We start from the raw sequence: 15,012 nt of genomic DNA on the forward strand, positions 1-15,012 counted from the left end.
ACGATGAGTCAAACGGCCCCCCTCATTGTCCTCGCGGGCAACCCCAATGCGGGTAAAAGCGCCCTGTTCAATGCGCTGACCGGCGCGCGCCAGAAAATTGCCAACTATCCTGGCGTGACGGTCGAGCGCAAATCCGGTCATTTCCAATTGGCCAATGGCCGTCCGGTTGAGCTGGTTGATTTGCCCGGCAGTTACAGCCTTGATCCAACCAGCCCCGACGAAGCCGTTACCCGCAGTGTGATTTTTGGTGAACAGCAAGGTGAGCGCAAGCCGGATGCCGTGATCATCGTGCTCGATGCCGCAAATCTCGATAATCACTTGCGTTTCGCGCTGGAAATCATCGCGCTGGGCCAACCGGTCGTCATTGCGCTCAATATGATGGATCTGGCAGAGCGGGATGGTTTGACACTGGATCCGACGAAACTGGAAGCCGCACTGGGCGTACCGGTTATTCCCACTGTCGCCGTGCGCCGTCGCGGACTCGAGGAGTTGTCTGCAGCAATCGACAAGCAACTAAGTGAAAAATCAGACCAACAGGCTATCGTGGTCCCGAAGGAACGGGATCATGGCCTTCGCAAACAGGCAAAGACAATTGCCGCTCAAACAGTGGTCGCCGAAACCGCCGGTCGCCGTTGGTCAGAGCGTGCGGATGCCTTGTTTCTGCATCCGATTGCCGGTCCGATTATCCTGCTTGCGATCATGTTCGTCATGTTTCAGGCTGTCTTCGCCTGGTCGGAAGCACCGATCGGCTGGATCGAAGAGGCGAGCGCATGGGTCGCGACGGCTGTTGAAGCCAATATAAACGAGGGCTTTGTGCGCGACTTCATCATTGAAGGCGCCATTGGCGGAGTCGGCTCCGTGGTTGTCTTCCTTCCGCAAATTCTGATTCTGTTCCTGTTCATTCTGCTCTTGGAAGCGAGCGGCTATATGACCCGTGCGGCCTTTATCATGGACCGCCTGATGGCCAGTGTCGGTCTGTCAGGACGCAGCTTCATTCCGCTCTTGTCTTCTTTTGCCTGCGCCATTCCCGGCATTATGGCGACGCGCAGCATTGCCGATCCGAAGGACCGGCTGACGACGATTTTGGTCGCGCCATTGATGACCTGTTCTGCACGGCTGCCAGTTTATGCGATCATAATTGGCGCCTTCATCCCAGCGCGGGATATTGGTCCCGGCGTGGGTTTGCAGGGGGTGGTGCTGTTCGGACTCTATATACTCGGAATTGTCGGCGCGATGGCTGCCGCGCTGGTTCTGCGTAGTACCATAGCGAAGGGCCCTAATAGTGGCTTTCTAATGGAAATGCCCAAATATCAGCTGCCCCGAATGCGTGATGTGCTGCTCGGCCTGTGGCAGCGCGCCTGGATATTCCTGCGCCGTGCCGGTACGATCATCTTTGCCGCCACTGTGGTTTTGTGGTTGATGCTCACTTATCCCAAAGTGCCGGTCGACAGTCCTGTCAGCCAGGTGGATTATTCCGCCGCTGGCCGGATAGCCAATGTTATCGAACCGGTGGTTGCTCCGATTGGATTCAACCGGGACATAGCATTGGCACTCATCCCTGCCATGGCAGCCCGAGAAGTGGCAGTGGCGGCGCTTGCAACGACCTATGCGATCGATGCGCCTGACGAAGAGACCGAAGCCAAATCGCTTACAGAACGGCTGCAAAGCCGCTGGTCTCTGCCGACCGCGCTGGCTTTTCTTGCGTGGTTTGTGTTTGCGCCGCAATGTATATCCACCATCGCCGTGACCCGCCGCGAAACTAATAGTTGGAAATGGCCGATGTTCATGCTCTGCTATCTTTTTGCGCTCGCATACGTTGCGGCCGGGATTACATATTGGAGTGCTGTCGCCCTCGGTCTATAGAGCCTCCAGAGACTCGAAAAACATCACAGATATTCCAAGGGGAAAATGCAAATGGCTGGCGGCATCAACAAAGTAATTATCGTAGGAAATCTGGGTGCCGACCCTGAAGTGCGTACGTTTAACAATGGCGGTAAAGTCTGCAATCTGCGCATCGCGACGTCCGAAAGCTGGAAAGATCGCAATACCGGAGAGAAAAAGGAAAAGACCGAGTGGCATAGCGTCGCGATCTTCTCAGAAGGTTTGGCCGGCGTCGCGGAGAAATATCTGCGCAAAGGCAGCAAAGTCTACATTGAAGGTAAGCTGCAGACCCGCAAATGGCAGGATCAGTCTGGCAACGACCGCTATTCGACCGAGATTGTATTGCAGGGTTTTGACGGCAAGCTGGAAATGCTGGATTCCCGTCAGGGTGGCGGCATGGGCGGTCAAGGCGGCGGCAATGACGGCTGGAGCGGCGGCGGTTCTGGTGGTGGCTCCGGCGGCGGGTCCAATGACGGCTGGGGTAACACTGGTGGGAGTTCTTCAGGCGGTGGACAGGGCGGCGGCGCATTTGACAGCGACCTGGATGACGACGTACCTTTCTAGATACTGATACGCGGTTTCTTATAGGTGAGGTGGGCTGCTTGATAATATCGGTCAAAATAAGCGGGGTGAGGCTGAATAATTGCACTGATAGGCTACGAGGGCTAATGACTCATGATGAACAATTGCGAACAATGCGTCGTCAAGAATAAGGCCATTTGTTCGGCTTTGGACGATAATGAGCTAATTGCGATCAACCGCCTCTCTCGCAAGGTTTCAATAAAGGCTGGGCAAGCTTTGATTTGGGAAGGAGACGATAGCCTGATCGTCGCCAATGTGGTTGAAGGCGCTTTTAAACTCACCTCCTCTCTTGAAGATGGTCGGGAGCAGATAATCGGGTTGCTTTATCCGGCTGATTTTGTCGGGCGACCGTTCGGTGACCGGAATGAATATACAGTAACGGCTCTGGCTGATTCCAAAGTCTGCGTTTTTTCACGATCCGATTTCGACCAGTTTGTTCGGGAGCATCCGGACTTGGAACATAAATTATTGCAGCGTACCTTGATCGAGCTGGACAGGGTCCGTCGCTCGATGTTGATGCTGGGTCGGAAAACCGCGCCAGAGCGCGTTGCTTCCTTTCTACTTGAGATGTCCGAACGGCTGGCAGATGCCAGTTGTAGCGTCGTTGGGGGAAGTCTTCAGCAGTTCGCGTTGCCATTTGGGCGTCAACAGGTTGCGGATATTTTGGGACTGACCATTGAAACGGTGAGCCGTCAGTTGACCCAGCTGAAAAAAAATGACGTGATTGCACTGCCGGATCATCGCAATGTCCAGATACTTGATGCCACGCGTTTGCAAACTATCGCTGATAGCGGAGTTGCTTGAGTTGCGAAGCAGGTAAATTTATTTGCGCAAACATTAGATTTCATCCCTTTTATAAGATGCGACGCCTTGTTGATCTAGATCAATGAGAATGGCGCCATGCCCTGCCATGCCCTTTTCCGTTGAAGACGGTTTTTGAAACTGTCGACACAGGGAAGGACATTATGGACACGCTCTTGATCAAGGCTGGCGGCTGGCTGGCTATCGTATTCTTTGCATTTATTGCCATGGTTCTGGCAGCAGATTCTGGCTTTGCCGTGCATATGGCGATCATCGCCTTGGCGGCGGGTATCACTCTATGGGTAACGATCAATAAAGCGGACTATGCCGCCATTGGTCGCGGCATATTAAAGGCACCCGCCGATCCCGGCATCTATGATGATGATCCTATTCGCTGGGGCGTGATAGCGACGATTTTCTGGGGCATTGCCGGATTGACCGTAGGCCTTGTTATTGCGCTGCAATTGGCGTTTCCGGCGCTCAATCTCAACAATGAGTTCACGACATTCGGTCGATTGCGGCCGCTTCACACATCTGCCGTAATTTTTGCTTTCGGAGGCAATGCGCTAATCGCGACAAGCTATTATGTCGTGCAGCGCACGTGCAGGGCGAGGTTGGCCTTCCCTGGCCTCGCCCGTTTTGTTTTCTGGGGATACCAGCTGTTCATTGTTCTGGCCGCCACAGGCTATCTGATGGGTGTCACGCAGTCCAAGGAATATGCCGAACCGGAATGGTATGTCGATCTGTGGTTGACCATAGTCTGGGTCTGCTATGCAGCGGTGTTTATCGGCACAATTGTACGTCGTTCCGAACCGCACATATATGTTGCCAACTGGTTCTATCTTTCTTTCATTTTGACCATTGCGATGCTGCATATCGTCAATGGTCTGACGATGCCGGTGAGCCTGCTGGGTTCAAAAAGCTATTCAGCCTTTGCCGGTGTGCAAGATGCGCTGACGCAGTGGTGGTATGGTCATAATGCTGTGGGGTTCTTCCTGACAGCAGGTTTCCTTGCGATGATGTATTACTTCGTACCGAAACAGGCAGAGCGGCCGGTTTACAGCTATCGTCTGTCGATCATCCACTTCTGGTCTCTGATTTTCCTCTACATCTGGGCCGGTCCGCACCATCTTCACTATACGGCGCTACCCGATTGGGCACAGACGCTCGGCATGGTCTTCTCGGTTGTGCTGTGGATGCCCAGTTGGGGCGGTATGATAAACGGTCTGATGACGCTCAACGGCGCATGGGACAAGATACGTACCGATCCTATTATTCGGATGATGGTTCTGGCGCTCGCTTTCTACGGAATGAGCACGTTTGAAGGGCCGATGATGTCAATCAAGGCGGTCAACAGCCTGTCGCATTATACCGACTGGACCATTGGACATGTGCACAGCGGCGCGCTCGGCTGGAATGGCATGATCACCTTTGCCTGCCTCTATTATCTCGTCCCGCGTCTGTGGGGCAAGCAGCGGCTTTATTCGCTGCGGATGGTGAACTGGCATTTCTGGCTCGCGACGCTTGGCATCGTTCTTTACGCTGCGTCCATGTGGGTTGCCGGTATCATGCAGGGCCTGATGTGGCGCGAATATGGTGATGACGGTTATCTGGTTTACGCTTTCTCCGAAGTGGTGTCTGCGATGCTGCCGATGTACCTGATCCGCGCGACGGGCGGTCTGCTCTATCTCGCTGGCGCCTTTGTGCTGGTTTACAATGTCTGGATGACGATTGCCGGCAAACAGCGCGACGAGAAACCCATGACCGAAACCCCTCATAATGAGGAACTGGACAAGCCGATTGTGGGCAAACCCGCCATCGCGCCTGCTGAATAAGGGAGACGAAACCATGGCTGGTTTTGCCGAAAAACATAAGAAGCTTGAACGCAATGTCACCTTGCTCAGCGTGGCAGCATTCGTCACCGTGGCGATAGGTGGAATTGTGGAAATTGCACCGCTTTTCTGGATCGACAGCACGATCGAGAAAGTTGAAGGCGTGCGGCCTTACACGCCGCTCGAACTCGCCGGGCGTAATATCTACATTCGCGAAGGTTGCTACAGCTGCCACAGCCAGATGGTGCGGCCGTTCCGCGATGAAGTGGAACGCTATGGCCATTATAGTCTGGCGGCAGAAAGCATGTATGATCACCCGTTCCAGTGGGGATCAAAAAGAACGGGTCCCGATCTTGCGCGTGTTGGCGGTCGGTATTCTGATGAGTGGCATGTCCAGCATCTGATTGACCCGCGGTCGGTAGTGCCGGAATCCATCATGCCGCCCTATGCGTTTCTCGCGGAGAAGGATCTGAATGCGGGCGATATGGTCAAGCATCTCAGGGCACAGCGGCGGGTTGGCGTACCCTATTCGGAGGAAGCCATTGCCGCGGCTAACGAGGATTTGATGGCGCAGGCTGATCCAGAAGCGGTGACCACCGATCTGGTTGAGCGTTATCCCAAGGCACAGGTGAGGGACTTTGACGGTGATCCGGATCGGTTGACGGAAATGGATGCTCTGGTCGCTTATCTTCAGATGATTGGCACATTGGTCGATTTCGAAGCAGCAGAACCGCTGGAGGAGCCACGATGAGTTATGAGGCACTCAGGCATTTTGCAGACAGTTGGGGGTTGCTGTTTCTGGGCATGGTCTTTTTGACGATGATTGGTTGGACCTTTCGACCTGGATCCGGCCGCAAACATCATGAAGCAGCACATATGATCTTTGAAGAGGATCACGACGATGGTTGATAAACAAAGAATAGACGAGGCAACTGGCACCAAGACTGTTGGTCATGAATGGGATGGAATCGAGGAACTCGACACGCCAATGCCGCGCTGGTGGCTGTGGACACTCTATGCGACAATCATCTGGGGCCTGATCTATGTCGTGCTCTACCCGGCATGGCCCATGCTTAACAGCGCCACGGAAGGCGTGCTGGGCTGGTCCAGTCGTGGTGATTACGAAAAGGCAGTCGCCAAACGTGAGGCAGAGTTGGAACCTATTCGGGCAGCGCTGGTCGGTACCGATATCAATGCGCTGGCTGACAATCCCGCATTGCTCAATGAGGCCATTCAGGGTGGCCGCTCGGCTTTCAAAGTCCATTGTGTACAATGTCATGGTGCCGGTGCGGCCGGTTTCACTGGCTATCCCAATCTCAACGATGATGAGTGGCTGTGGGGTGGCGACATGGAAGCGATTGAATATACATTGATCCATGGCATCCGGAATCCGGATCATGCCGAGACCCGCTTTTCCCAAATGCCTGCTTTTGGCCGCGATGGAATATTGCAGACCAATGAGATTCAGGATTTGGTATCTTATGTGCGGGTACTAAGTGGACGTGAGAATCCAAGCGAATCGGCAACGCGCGGCGCTGGGCTTTTCGAGAATAACTGTGCTGTCTGCCATGGCAGCGATGCCAAAGGCGACCGCACACAAGGCGCGCCCAACTTGACGGATGCGATTAATCTTTATGGATTGGATCGCGCTTCGCTGACCGATACCATCACCAATAGCCGCAACGGGGTAATGCCGCGCTGGGGTCATCGCCTGGATGCCGCGACAATCAGGATGTTGACGGCCTACGTACATTCACTGGGTGGCGGTGAGGCGCCGCCGGTATCAGAGGATGCTGCTGAACCAGCGGCAACAGCGACTGATACGGAGACTCCGGCCGATGAGCAATCCTGAGGAAATTTTAGATCCCCAGCTGCAGCTATATGAAAAGCGTAAAGGCGTTTATCCCAAGGCGGTAGACGGTAGTTTTCGACGGCTGAAATGGGTGATCATGGCGGTGACGCTGGCGATCTACTATATTACACCGTGGATCCGTTGGGACCGTGGTCCCTACGCGCCTGATCAGGCAGTATTGGTCGACCTTGCAAACCGGCGATTCTTTATGTTCGGGATCGAAATCTGGCCACATGAATTTTACTATGTCGCTGGCATGTTGGTTATGGCGGGCATCGGATTATTTCTGGTGACGTCTGCTGTCGGGCGCGCCTGGTGCGGCTATTCCTGTCCACAGACGGTCTGGACCGATCTGTTTCAGCATATCGAACGGGCGATTGATGGCGATCGCAATGCCCAGTTCCGCTTGCAGGATGCGCCCTGGGGACCAAAGAAAATCTTCAAACGGCTCAGCAAATGGACGATCTGGCTGTTGGTGGCGCTGGCCACCGGTGGCGCGTGGATATTCTATTTTGCTGACGCACCGACATTGGCGCGGGACTTTTTCACCGGCGAAGCCGCCTTTGTGGCTTATGCGACGGTAGGCGTATTGACTGCAACGACGTTCATTTTTGGCGGCTTCATGCGCGAGCAGGTGTGCATCTACATGTGCCCGTGGCCACGGATTCAAGCTGCGATGATGGACGAAAAATCTTTAACCGTAACTTATAAAGACTGGCGCGGTGAACCCCGCGGCAGTGTCAAAAAGGCCGAGGCACAACCTGGCAGCTTTGGCGACTGTATCGACTGTAATCAATGCGTTGCAGTCTGTCCGACCGGTATTGATATTCGTGAAGGGCCACAAATTGGCTGCATTACATGTGCGTTATGCATCGATGCCTGTGACAAGGTGATGGACCAGGTGGGCCGCCCACGGGGCCTTATCGACTATGTTACAGAAGAGGATGCCGAACTCGAAAAGGCGGGTAAACCGCACACACCGGTTATGAAAACGCTTTTTCGGCCGCGGACTATTCTTTATTTCTCAGCATGGGGTGCAATCGGCCTTGCCATGCTCTTTGCTGTTGGTAACCGCACCCGCATCGATATCAGCGCCAACCATGATCGTAATCCGCTATATGTGCAGCTCGCAGACGGCGCTGTTCGCAACGCCTATACGGCCAATTTACGGAATATGGAGAACCGGCCGCGGACAATGGAAATTTCTATTTCTGGCTTGGATCAAGCTGTGCTATGGTCAAATACGGGATCACGGGAAACAGCTGGCCAAACCGTAAAGGTAAATGTTCCGGCTGACAGCGTAGGCAGGGTGAGATTATTCGTTGCGGCTCCAGGAGAGGGGCCTGCAAGGGATGAATTTACACTTACTGTCCAGGCCGAAGATGACCGGACAGCACAAGATAGCCATAACGTCTTTTTTGAACGTCCGGAGACACCCGAATGATTACAGAATCCACAAATTCCAAGAAATTCACTGGCTATCATGCCACAGCGATGATCGTCGCTTTCTTCTTGGTGGTTGTTGCAGTCAATATGATTATGGCGCGTTTTGCTGTCTCAACCTTTAGCGGCACGTTGGTCGACAACACATACGTAGCCAGTCAAAGCTATAATTCATGGCTGGAGGAGGCCCGCAAACAGCAGGCTCATGGCTGGACCGCGTCGCGGGTGACGCGTCTAAAAGGTAAAGTGATGTTGACCGTGCTTCAAGCCGATGATTCCACGCTACAGGATGCCCAAATCACAGCGATTGCAGAACATCCCGTTGGGCGAACCGAACCGATTACTCTTCATTTTACGCAGGACCGCGCCGGTGCCTATATTAGCCGCGACGTCCTGCCTGAAGGACGCTGGAAGTTGCGGATCACGATCATGCATCGCGGCAATAGAATGGCGCTGGCACAGGAAGTTCTTTGAACGCGGTAGCTGATCTTGACGCTCTCAAAGCAGATAGCAAGGATGCTATAGTTTCGCGCTTCGCGGTTCCTGCAATCCGGTGCGCGGGGTGCATATCGAAAATTGAAAACGGACTGGTGGGTGCGCAGGATATTGTTTCTGCTCGGGTCAATTTTTCAACCAAGCAGGTTGCTGTATCGCACTTGCCCGAATTGCGTGAAGATGAGATAAAGCGAAGGATTGAGCAGCTTGGCTTCGATGTGCAAATTTTGGCTGAAAATCCGCTGGCAGAAGAAAAAGGCGGAACGGACCGGCTGATCCGCGCGCTCGCTGTGGCTGGCTTTGGTATGATGAACATCATGCTGCTTTCGGTCAGTGTCTGGTCCGGCGCAATGGGCGCGACTCGCGATCTGTTTCACTGGATATCCGCGCTTATCGCGATACCGGTGATCCTCTATTCCGGGCGTCCGTTTTTCAGCTCCGCCTTCATGGCGCTGCGCTATGGTCGCACCAATATGGACGTACCGATTACGGTCGGCATCATCCTTGCCACTGGTCTCAGCCTTTTCGAGACGATGACCAGCGGTGCGCATGCCTATTTCGAAAGCGTGGTCATGCTGATCTTCTTCCTGCTTGCGGGGCGGGTTTTGGATGGCATGATGCGCGATCGAGCACGCGATGGAATCTCTGCTTTACTTAAACAGACAGCACCGGGGGCGATGGTACTGGATGATCACGGTGCGACCCGTTGGGTGAATGCAAAAGACTTACGCCCTGACATGCGAATGGTAGTAGCGGCCGGTGATAATTTGGCAGCTGACGGGATTATTGAACAGGGTAACAGCAATTTTGATTTCTCGCTGATGACCGGGGAGAGCGAACCACAGTCCAAGCTATCGGGTGATCTGGTACTTGCAGGAACGCTTAATCTTACTGCACCTGTAACGGTCAGAATAACGGCGGCTGGCGAGGATACCAGCCTGTCGGATATTGCACGTTTGATGGATGAAGCGGGGCAACAGCGGTCATTTTACGTCCGCGTTGCAGACAAAGCGGCACGCTATTACGCCCCGGCGGTGCATAGTCTTGCGCTTCTGGCTTTTATATTCTGGATGTTTGCAGGCGTTGGGTGGCATCAATCTTTACTCATTTCGGTTGCCGTGCTGATCATCACCTGCCCATGTGCATTGGGACTCGCCGTTCCGGCGGCGCAGGTTGTGGCCTCCGGTGCTTTGCTCCGAAAGGGTGTAATGATCAAAGATGGCAGCGCGCTCGAGCGGCTTGCTGAAGCGGACCACGCACTGTTTGACAAGACCGGAACATTGACCCTTGGCCGAGCTGTGCCGGTTAATCTCGATCATTTGTCGTTGCAGCAAAAACAGGTTGCGCTGGCATTGGCGCAAGCGAGTAATCATCCGGTGAGCAAGGGGATACGTGCGGCTCTGTTAGCTCAGAATATCGTTCCGGTTCAGATTGAAGGACTGGAAGAAGTGCCAGGTGAGGGCATGTCCGGCAATTGGGACGGTGTTGTTGTCGCGCTTGGCAAGCCGGTTAAGTCCGAGGACCATCTTTCCTGTCAGTTGCGCATCGATGATCTGCAGGTCGACATTGAATTGCAGGATGAGATTCGGCCGGACGTTGCCGAAGCAATTGTCCGGTTAAAGGCTCTTGGCCTGTCGGCCTCGATCATATCTGGTGACAACAGCGCATCGGTTGCCAGGATATCTAACGCTGTCGGTCTGACGGCGAAAGCTGAAGCCAGCCCTCAGGAAAAGCTGCAGGCTATCACTGAGCTTGGTGCCAGTGGTTCAAAGATATTGATGGTTGGGGATGGGCTGAACGACGGACCGGCGCTTGCCGCTGCACATGTCTCCATGGCACCTGGATCAGCCAGCGATGTCGGACAGCAGGCTGCCGATGCTGTGTTTACCAGCGACTCTTTCTTACCTGTGGCGCTAGCGGTGCAGACGGCACAGCGGACTATGCAGATTGTCCGGCAGAATTTCGCGCTGGCCATTGGGTATAATATTTTGGCAGTTCCGTTGGCCTTGACCGGAATGGTAACGCCCCTGATTGCAGCCATCGCCATGTCGCTGTCGTCGCTGATTGTGGTTGGTAACGCCTTGCGGCTCAATGGTGCGGCTAAATGAGCGGGCTGGCCATTCTCATCCCGGTCGCCCTTTTGATGGGGCTCTCCGGTCTGGTATTTTTCTTCTGGGCTATGCGCAACGGACAATTTGAAGATCTCGACGGCGCCGCTCAGCGTGTGCTGATTGACGACACGCCTGCTGACGCGATGTCGCCCGAAGCAGATGAATCGAAAGAAGAGGGAAAGAATGTATAAGCGTCAGACTGCAATTCAGCTTTCCGCTCTGGCAATCATAATGTTGGCGATTGCTCCGCTCGCACCGGCTAGCGGGATGATGACACTATCGGTTTGTGGCGCGGATGGAGTGACACGAAATATTTCCATTCCAGTCGAGCGCGATGGCAATAATCCCGAAGATTGCGTCAAGGCCTGTCACGGATTTTGTTCCCGCAAGCAAATGCCCGACGATCAAGACGACGCGGACGATTAGATTAACAGGCTTAGCTTTTGGCGGGATTCACTTAATGCCCCATGATCAGGGGGATTCTCGTGTCATTGAGAAGGTTTTTGGTGACTCCGCCGAACAGTGTTTCGCGCAAGCGGCTATGGCCGTAGGCGCCCATAACCAAAGCGGAGGCATTTTGCTCTACGGCAAAATCTGCAATAATATCAGAGGCCTCGCTGCCTTTGCCCTTAAGTTCGTGCAGCACAGTCGGAACGCCGTGCCGGGCCAGATAGGTCGATGCTGCAGTGTGGGGGAAGTCGCTGTTGTCATCGCCGACCGTCACCAGATGGACATCGCTGGCCATTTGTAACATTGGCAAAGACATGCGCACGGCTTTGGCTGCCTCAGCCGACCCGTTCCAAGCCACAACAATCGGTGCCCCGCAGTCGAAAGACTGATTTTCAGTGGGTACGACAAGGATCGCGCAATGGCCATAAATCGCGACGTCACCCGCAATCGGCAGCGGTTCGTCACCGGCATTGCGCTTGCCGTAAGACTGGCTGACAATCACGAGATCGGCGAGGCGGCTACGTTCGGTCAACAAGGTTGCCGGATCACCTAGGCCAGTCTGCCAGTCCCACGATACATCTTCATCTTTTAACCGCTGCTCAATCTTTTCGCGATGCGCCCGTTCTGCGGCGTCCATATCTTCGAAATTAATACCGGTAACAAAATCTCCGCCGAGCGGGCCGAAGGACATCGGCGCAAATTGTGTTGTTGGCTGGACACAGGTCAAATGGCCATTATGTCCGCGAGTAATGTCCAATGCGACCTGTAATCGCGATTCAAAGCCGCTATCTTCGAACACATGCAATAAGACTGTTTTCAACGCATTTCTCCCGGTTGGCCCTGTTTGGACAAACCGCTATTATTGCGACGCCATCGCAATATGCATTGATCTGGCTCAAAAAAATCGGTGATTTTTTGGGTGCAGCGCTGCCGGTGTTTAGCTAATCTCCATGACATCACCGAACCTTAGCTCGGGCAGCAAAATATCCATATCCGATCGTGCGATAGCAACACAGCCTTCGGTGGTTTTACCGCCATCACTTATGTGAAAGAAAATCGCACTGCCGTTGCCCGGGGCGGGCGGTGCATCATTATAACCGAGAACGACAATGATATCATAAAGTGGATCTTCGCGGATCAGTGTTTCGGCACCAAATACATGCGGTAGGTATACCGGCTGATTATAGGCGGGATCCGCCGGATCATCTGACCAACCATCCTGCATCCCGATCCATCGCCAAGGCAGTTTGATATCTGGCCCAGGGGCGCTGCGCCCAGGATGGAACAAAGCTGCTCTGATCGGCCATCGACCAAGTGGTGTACAGCCATCTCCTTCGCGTTTCTGATCAGCTGGACAAGCGCCGGATCGTCCGATGGAGCAAGTCATGGCTTGCTCCTTGAAACTCAGGGTCAACGTAGCTGCATCAACCCGCAAAACACTCAAAGCTTGTGACCCGTCCGATCCCGTTTGGTGTCGAGATAAAATTCGTTATGAGGGTTTGCCGTAATCTTGACAGACAGCCGCTCCTCTACGGATATGCCGCAACCTTCCAATCCTTCGACCTTCTCCGGATTGTTGGTCATCAATTTAACCTGACCGATATTGAGCAATTCCAGCATGCGGGCTGCAATCGAGAAATCCCGAGCATCAATAGCAAATCCGAGGCGCTGATTGGCATCGACCGTGTCGAATCCCTGATCTTGCAGGGCATAGGCGCGAAGCTTGTTAATCAGACCGATGCCGCGACCTTCCTGACGCAGATAGAGAAGCACGCCCCAATTGGCTTCGCTCATCTGATCCAGAGCGGCATGCAGCTGCGGCCCGCAATCGCATTTTAAACTACCTAGTACATCGCCGGTTAGACACTCGCTGTGTAGCCGCACTACCGGGGTTGTTTCGTCTCGGTCGCCGATCACCAGCGCTATATGATCGGTGGAATCCGCCTCGCTGCGAAATCCGTAAATATGGGCTTTGCCATTGGCAGCGACCGGCAATTTGGCATGGGCGCTGATGATCAGTGCGTTGGAATCGGCAAAGGCAGTGACATCGCCGACAGACAGTTTGTCTTCAGCAGGATCATTTGTGATTAGAAATGCAGGCAACAGGCCGCCATGTCTCGCCAGTTCCATCGCTGCTTTCGCTGCGTCGGGATGAACCAGCTCTTCGCTACGAAACGGACCTTTCATTGGGTGCTTCATATCCAGAACAGGATCAACAATCGCTTGAATTTCTGCCGCCGTAACTGGATTTGGGAGGGAAATCTGAACGGGTAGGCCGGGATCTGCGGAAGCACGCTGATTAAGCAGTTTCAGTGTGTCTGCCCTGCTGGACGAAATGAGCAGCGAAATGTTAGTTTGCAACGAAAGATAGCCATCCAGATCGGTGGTTTCGACCGGCAACAGGTTAAGCCTCTCACGGCCTGTTTCCAAACTGATTGGCCAGCCGCGCCTTAGCGCATCTATGGCCCGGGCTGCGCGGCGTGCGGCTTTCGCTTCAGATGCTATTGGTGCCGTCATTCAAAATTTGAATTCCGTGATAAGTGGTGCGTGATCCGACGGCTTGGTCCAACCGCGCGCATCTTCGTGCACGACATGGCTTACCGCTTTGTTTTCCAGTTCCGGGCTCACCCAGACATGATCAAGCCGCCGCCCCTTATCCGATTCACGCCAGTCACGGGCACGATAGCTCCACCAGGTATAAAGACGTTCCGGGTCAGGAATGAACTTACGGCCAATATCGACCCAACCATGGGCGGCTTGCAATTTAGCCATGGTGTCGATTTCAATTTGCGTATGGCTGACTACGTTGATCAGCTGCTTGTGGCTCCAGACGTCGGATTCCAGCGGTGCGACGTTAAAGTCGCCTAAAAGGATCGTAGGTGTGTCCAAATTGGCGGACCAATCGATCATCCGCTGATAATAATCCAGTTTTTGGCCGAATTTCGGATTTTGCTCACGGTCAGGAATTTCCCCACCAGCAGGAATATAAACATTCTCTATCCGGACGCCATTTTCGAGGCGTGCGCCGACATGCCGCGCTTCGCCATTGGCCTGCCAGTCAAATCGTTCGTCTTTATGGAGTGGCACGCGGCTGATCATTGCAACACCATGATGCATGGGTTGGCCGTTTAAAATCAGATGATTATAGCCCAAAGTCCGGAAAGCCCCTTCCGGAAACTGGTCATCACGCACTTTGGTTTCCTGAAGACAGAGCACATCGGGCGCTTCTTCTTTCAAGAATCGTTCGACGATTTCGATTCGCGCGCGGACGCTGTTGATATTCCAGCTTACGATTTTCAGGCTATCACTCATCGCTAAACTCCTAGCGATGATATAGGAAAAACCCAAGCCTAAAGCCGCCTCAAAATGGGGTGAAACACTATATTTTTTGATGGTTTAGAGACGAAAAACCCTCACCTCCGGGGGCATTTAGGAGGTGAGGGCTAACTCGCGTTCGTCACGCATAGGATGGTCCGAAGTTTGTATAATCAGGTAACAGGGGGAAAACCTGATCGCTTCATCTCATCCTGTAACCCTTATAGAACCGTGTTTCTGTCGCTTAGAT

At 53.8% G+C, this 15,012-nt stretch carries 16 protein-coding genes; 12 read left to right on the forward strand and 4 right to left on the reverse strand.

Annotation, left to right across the window (positions count from 1 at the left end):
* The first annotated feature begins 3 nt into the window (after positions 1-3).
* The 12 genes from feoB (at position 4) to ACO6S1_RS10300 (ending at position 11,423) form a co-directional block, all read left to right on the forward strand.
* The gene (gene feoB / locus ACO6S1_RS10245; protein WP_422342599.1) at positions 4-1,863 is read left to right on the forward strand and encodes a ferrous iron transporter B; all 1,860 of its coding nucleotides are present in this window, start codon (positions 4-6) and stop codon (positions 1,861-1,863) included.
* A gap of 51 nt (positions 1,864-1,914) precedes the next feature.
* Complete coding sequence (ssb, locus tag ACO6S1_RS10250; RefSeq protein WP_422342600.1) at positions 1,915-2,445, forward strand: single-stranded DNA-binding protein; 531 nt, start codon at positions 1,915-1,917, stop codon at positions 2,443-2,445.
* 111 nt (positions 2,446-2,556) lie between these two features.
* Positions 2,557-3,267 (forward strand): Crp/Fnr family transcriptional regulator, encoded by a 711-nt coding sequence (locus tag ACO6S1_RS10255; RefSeq protein WP_422342601.1) that lies wholly within the window; start codon positions 2,557-2,559, stop codon positions 3,265-3,267.
* Positions 3,268-3,428: 161 nt separating this feature from the next.
* A complete protein-coding gene (ccoN, locus tag ACO6S1_RS10260; RefSeq protein ID WP_422342602.1) occupies positions 3,429-5,099 on the forward strand; it encodes a cytochrome-c oxidase, cbb3-type subunit I in 1,671 nt (556 codons plus the stop codon).
* Positions 5,100-5,112: 13 nt separating this feature from the next.
* Positions 5,113-5,847, forward strand: coding sequence for a cytochrome-c oxidase, cbb3-type subunit II (gene ccoO, locus ACO6S1_RS10265; protein WP_422342603.1), 735 nt, complete (start codon positions 5,113-5,115; stop codon positions 5,845-5,847).
* Positions 5,844-6,005: a cbb3-type cytochrome c oxidase subunit 3 gene (locus ACO6S1_RS10270; RefSeq protein WP_422342604.1), complete on the forward strand. Its 162-nt coding sequence runs from the start codon at positions 5,844-5,846 to the stop codon at positions 6,003-6,005. The genes ccoO and ACO6S1_RS10270 overlap by 4 nt, the downstream gene beginning before the upstream one ends.
* The gene (gene ccoP, locus ACO6S1_RS10275; RefSeq protein ID WP_422342605.1) at positions 5,998-6,948 is read left to right on the forward strand and encodes a cytochrome-c oxidase, cbb3-type subunit III; all 951 of its coding nucleotides are present in this window, start codon (positions 5,998-6,000) and stop codon (positions 6,946-6,948) included. The genes ACO6S1_RS10270 and ccoP overlap by 8 nt, the downstream gene beginning before the upstream one ends.
* Positions 6,935-8,392 carry a cytochrome c oxidase accessory protein CcoG gene (gene ccoG / locus ACO6S1_RS10280; RefSeq protein WP_422342606.1) on the forward strand — a complete coding sequence of 486 codons (1,458 nt, stop codon included), beginning with the start codon at positions 6,935-6,937 and terminating at the stop codon, positions 8,390-8,392. Before ccoP ends, ccoG begins: the two co-directional genes overlap by 14 nt.
* Entirely contained in the window at positions 8,389-8,865 is a 477-nt protein-coding gene (locus ACO6S1_RS10285) for a FixH family protein (RefSeq protein ID WP_422342607.1), read from the forward strand. The genes ccoG and ACO6S1_RS10285 overlap by 4 nt, the downstream gene beginning before the upstream one ends.
* Positions 8,862-10,994: a heavy metal translocating P-type ATPase gene (locus ACO6S1_RS10290; RefSeq protein ID WP_422342608.1), complete on the forward strand. Its 2,133-nt coding sequence runs from the start codon at positions 8,862-8,864 to the stop codon at positions 10,992-10,994. Before ACO6S1_RS10285 ends, ACO6S1_RS10290 begins: the two co-directional genes overlap by 4 nt.
* A complete protein-coding gene (ccoS, locus tag ACO6S1_RS10295) occupies positions 10,991-11,188 on the forward strand; it encodes a cbb3-type cytochrome oxidase assembly protein CcoS (protein WP_422342609.1) in 198 nt (65 codons plus the stop codon). Before ACO6S1_RS10290 ends, ccoS begins: the two co-directional genes overlap by 4 nt.
* Positions 11,181-11,423 (forward strand): hypothetical protein, encoded by a 243-nt coding sequence (locus ACO6S1_RS10300; protein WP_422342610.1) that lies wholly within the window; start codon positions 11,181-11,183, stop codon positions 11,421-11,423. Before ccoS ends, ACO6S1_RS10300 begins: the two co-directional genes overlap by 8 nt.
* Before the next feature lie 31 nt (positions 11,424-11,454).
* On the opposite strand, the gene ACO6S1_RS10305 is transcribed toward ACO6S1_RS10300, so the two are convergent.
* The 4 genes from ACO6S1_RS10305 to xth all read right to left on the reverse strand — a co-directional run bounded on the left by ACO6S1_RS10305 (position 11,455) and on the right by xth (position 14,759).
* On the reverse strand, positions 11,455-12,267 hold the full coding sequence (locus ACO6S1_RS10305; protein WP_422342611.1) for a universal stress protein: 813 nt from the start codon (positions 12,265-12,267) through the stop codon (positions 11,455-11,457).
* Positions 12,268-12,384: 117 nt separating this feature from the next.
* Complete coding sequence (locus tag ACO6S1_RS10310; RefSeq protein WP_422342612.1) at positions 12,385-12,891, reverse strand: L,D-transpeptidase family protein; 507 nt, start codon at positions 12,889-12,891, stop codon at positions 12,385-12,387.
* Complete coding sequence (gene ribA / locus ACO6S1_RS10315; RefSeq protein WP_422342613.1) at positions 12,888-13,964, reverse strand: GTP cyclohydrolase II; 1,077 nt, start codon at positions 13,962-13,964, stop codon at positions 12,888-12,890. Before ribA ends, ACO6S1_RS10310 begins: the two co-directional genes overlap by 4 nt.
* Positions 13,965-14,759 carry an exodeoxyribonuclease III gene (gene xth, locus ACO6S1_RS10320; protein ID WP_422342614.1) on the reverse strand — a complete coding sequence of 265 codons (795 nt, stop codon included), beginning with the start codon at positions 14,757-14,759 and terminating at the stop codon, positions 13,965-13,967.
* Positions 14,760-15,012 lie beyond the last annotated feature (253 nt).

This window comes from Parasphingorhabdus sp. (assembly GCF_965233695.1).
GTDB lineage: Bacteria > Pseudomonadota > Alphaproteobacteria > Sphingomonadales > Sphingomonadaceae > Parasphingorhabdus.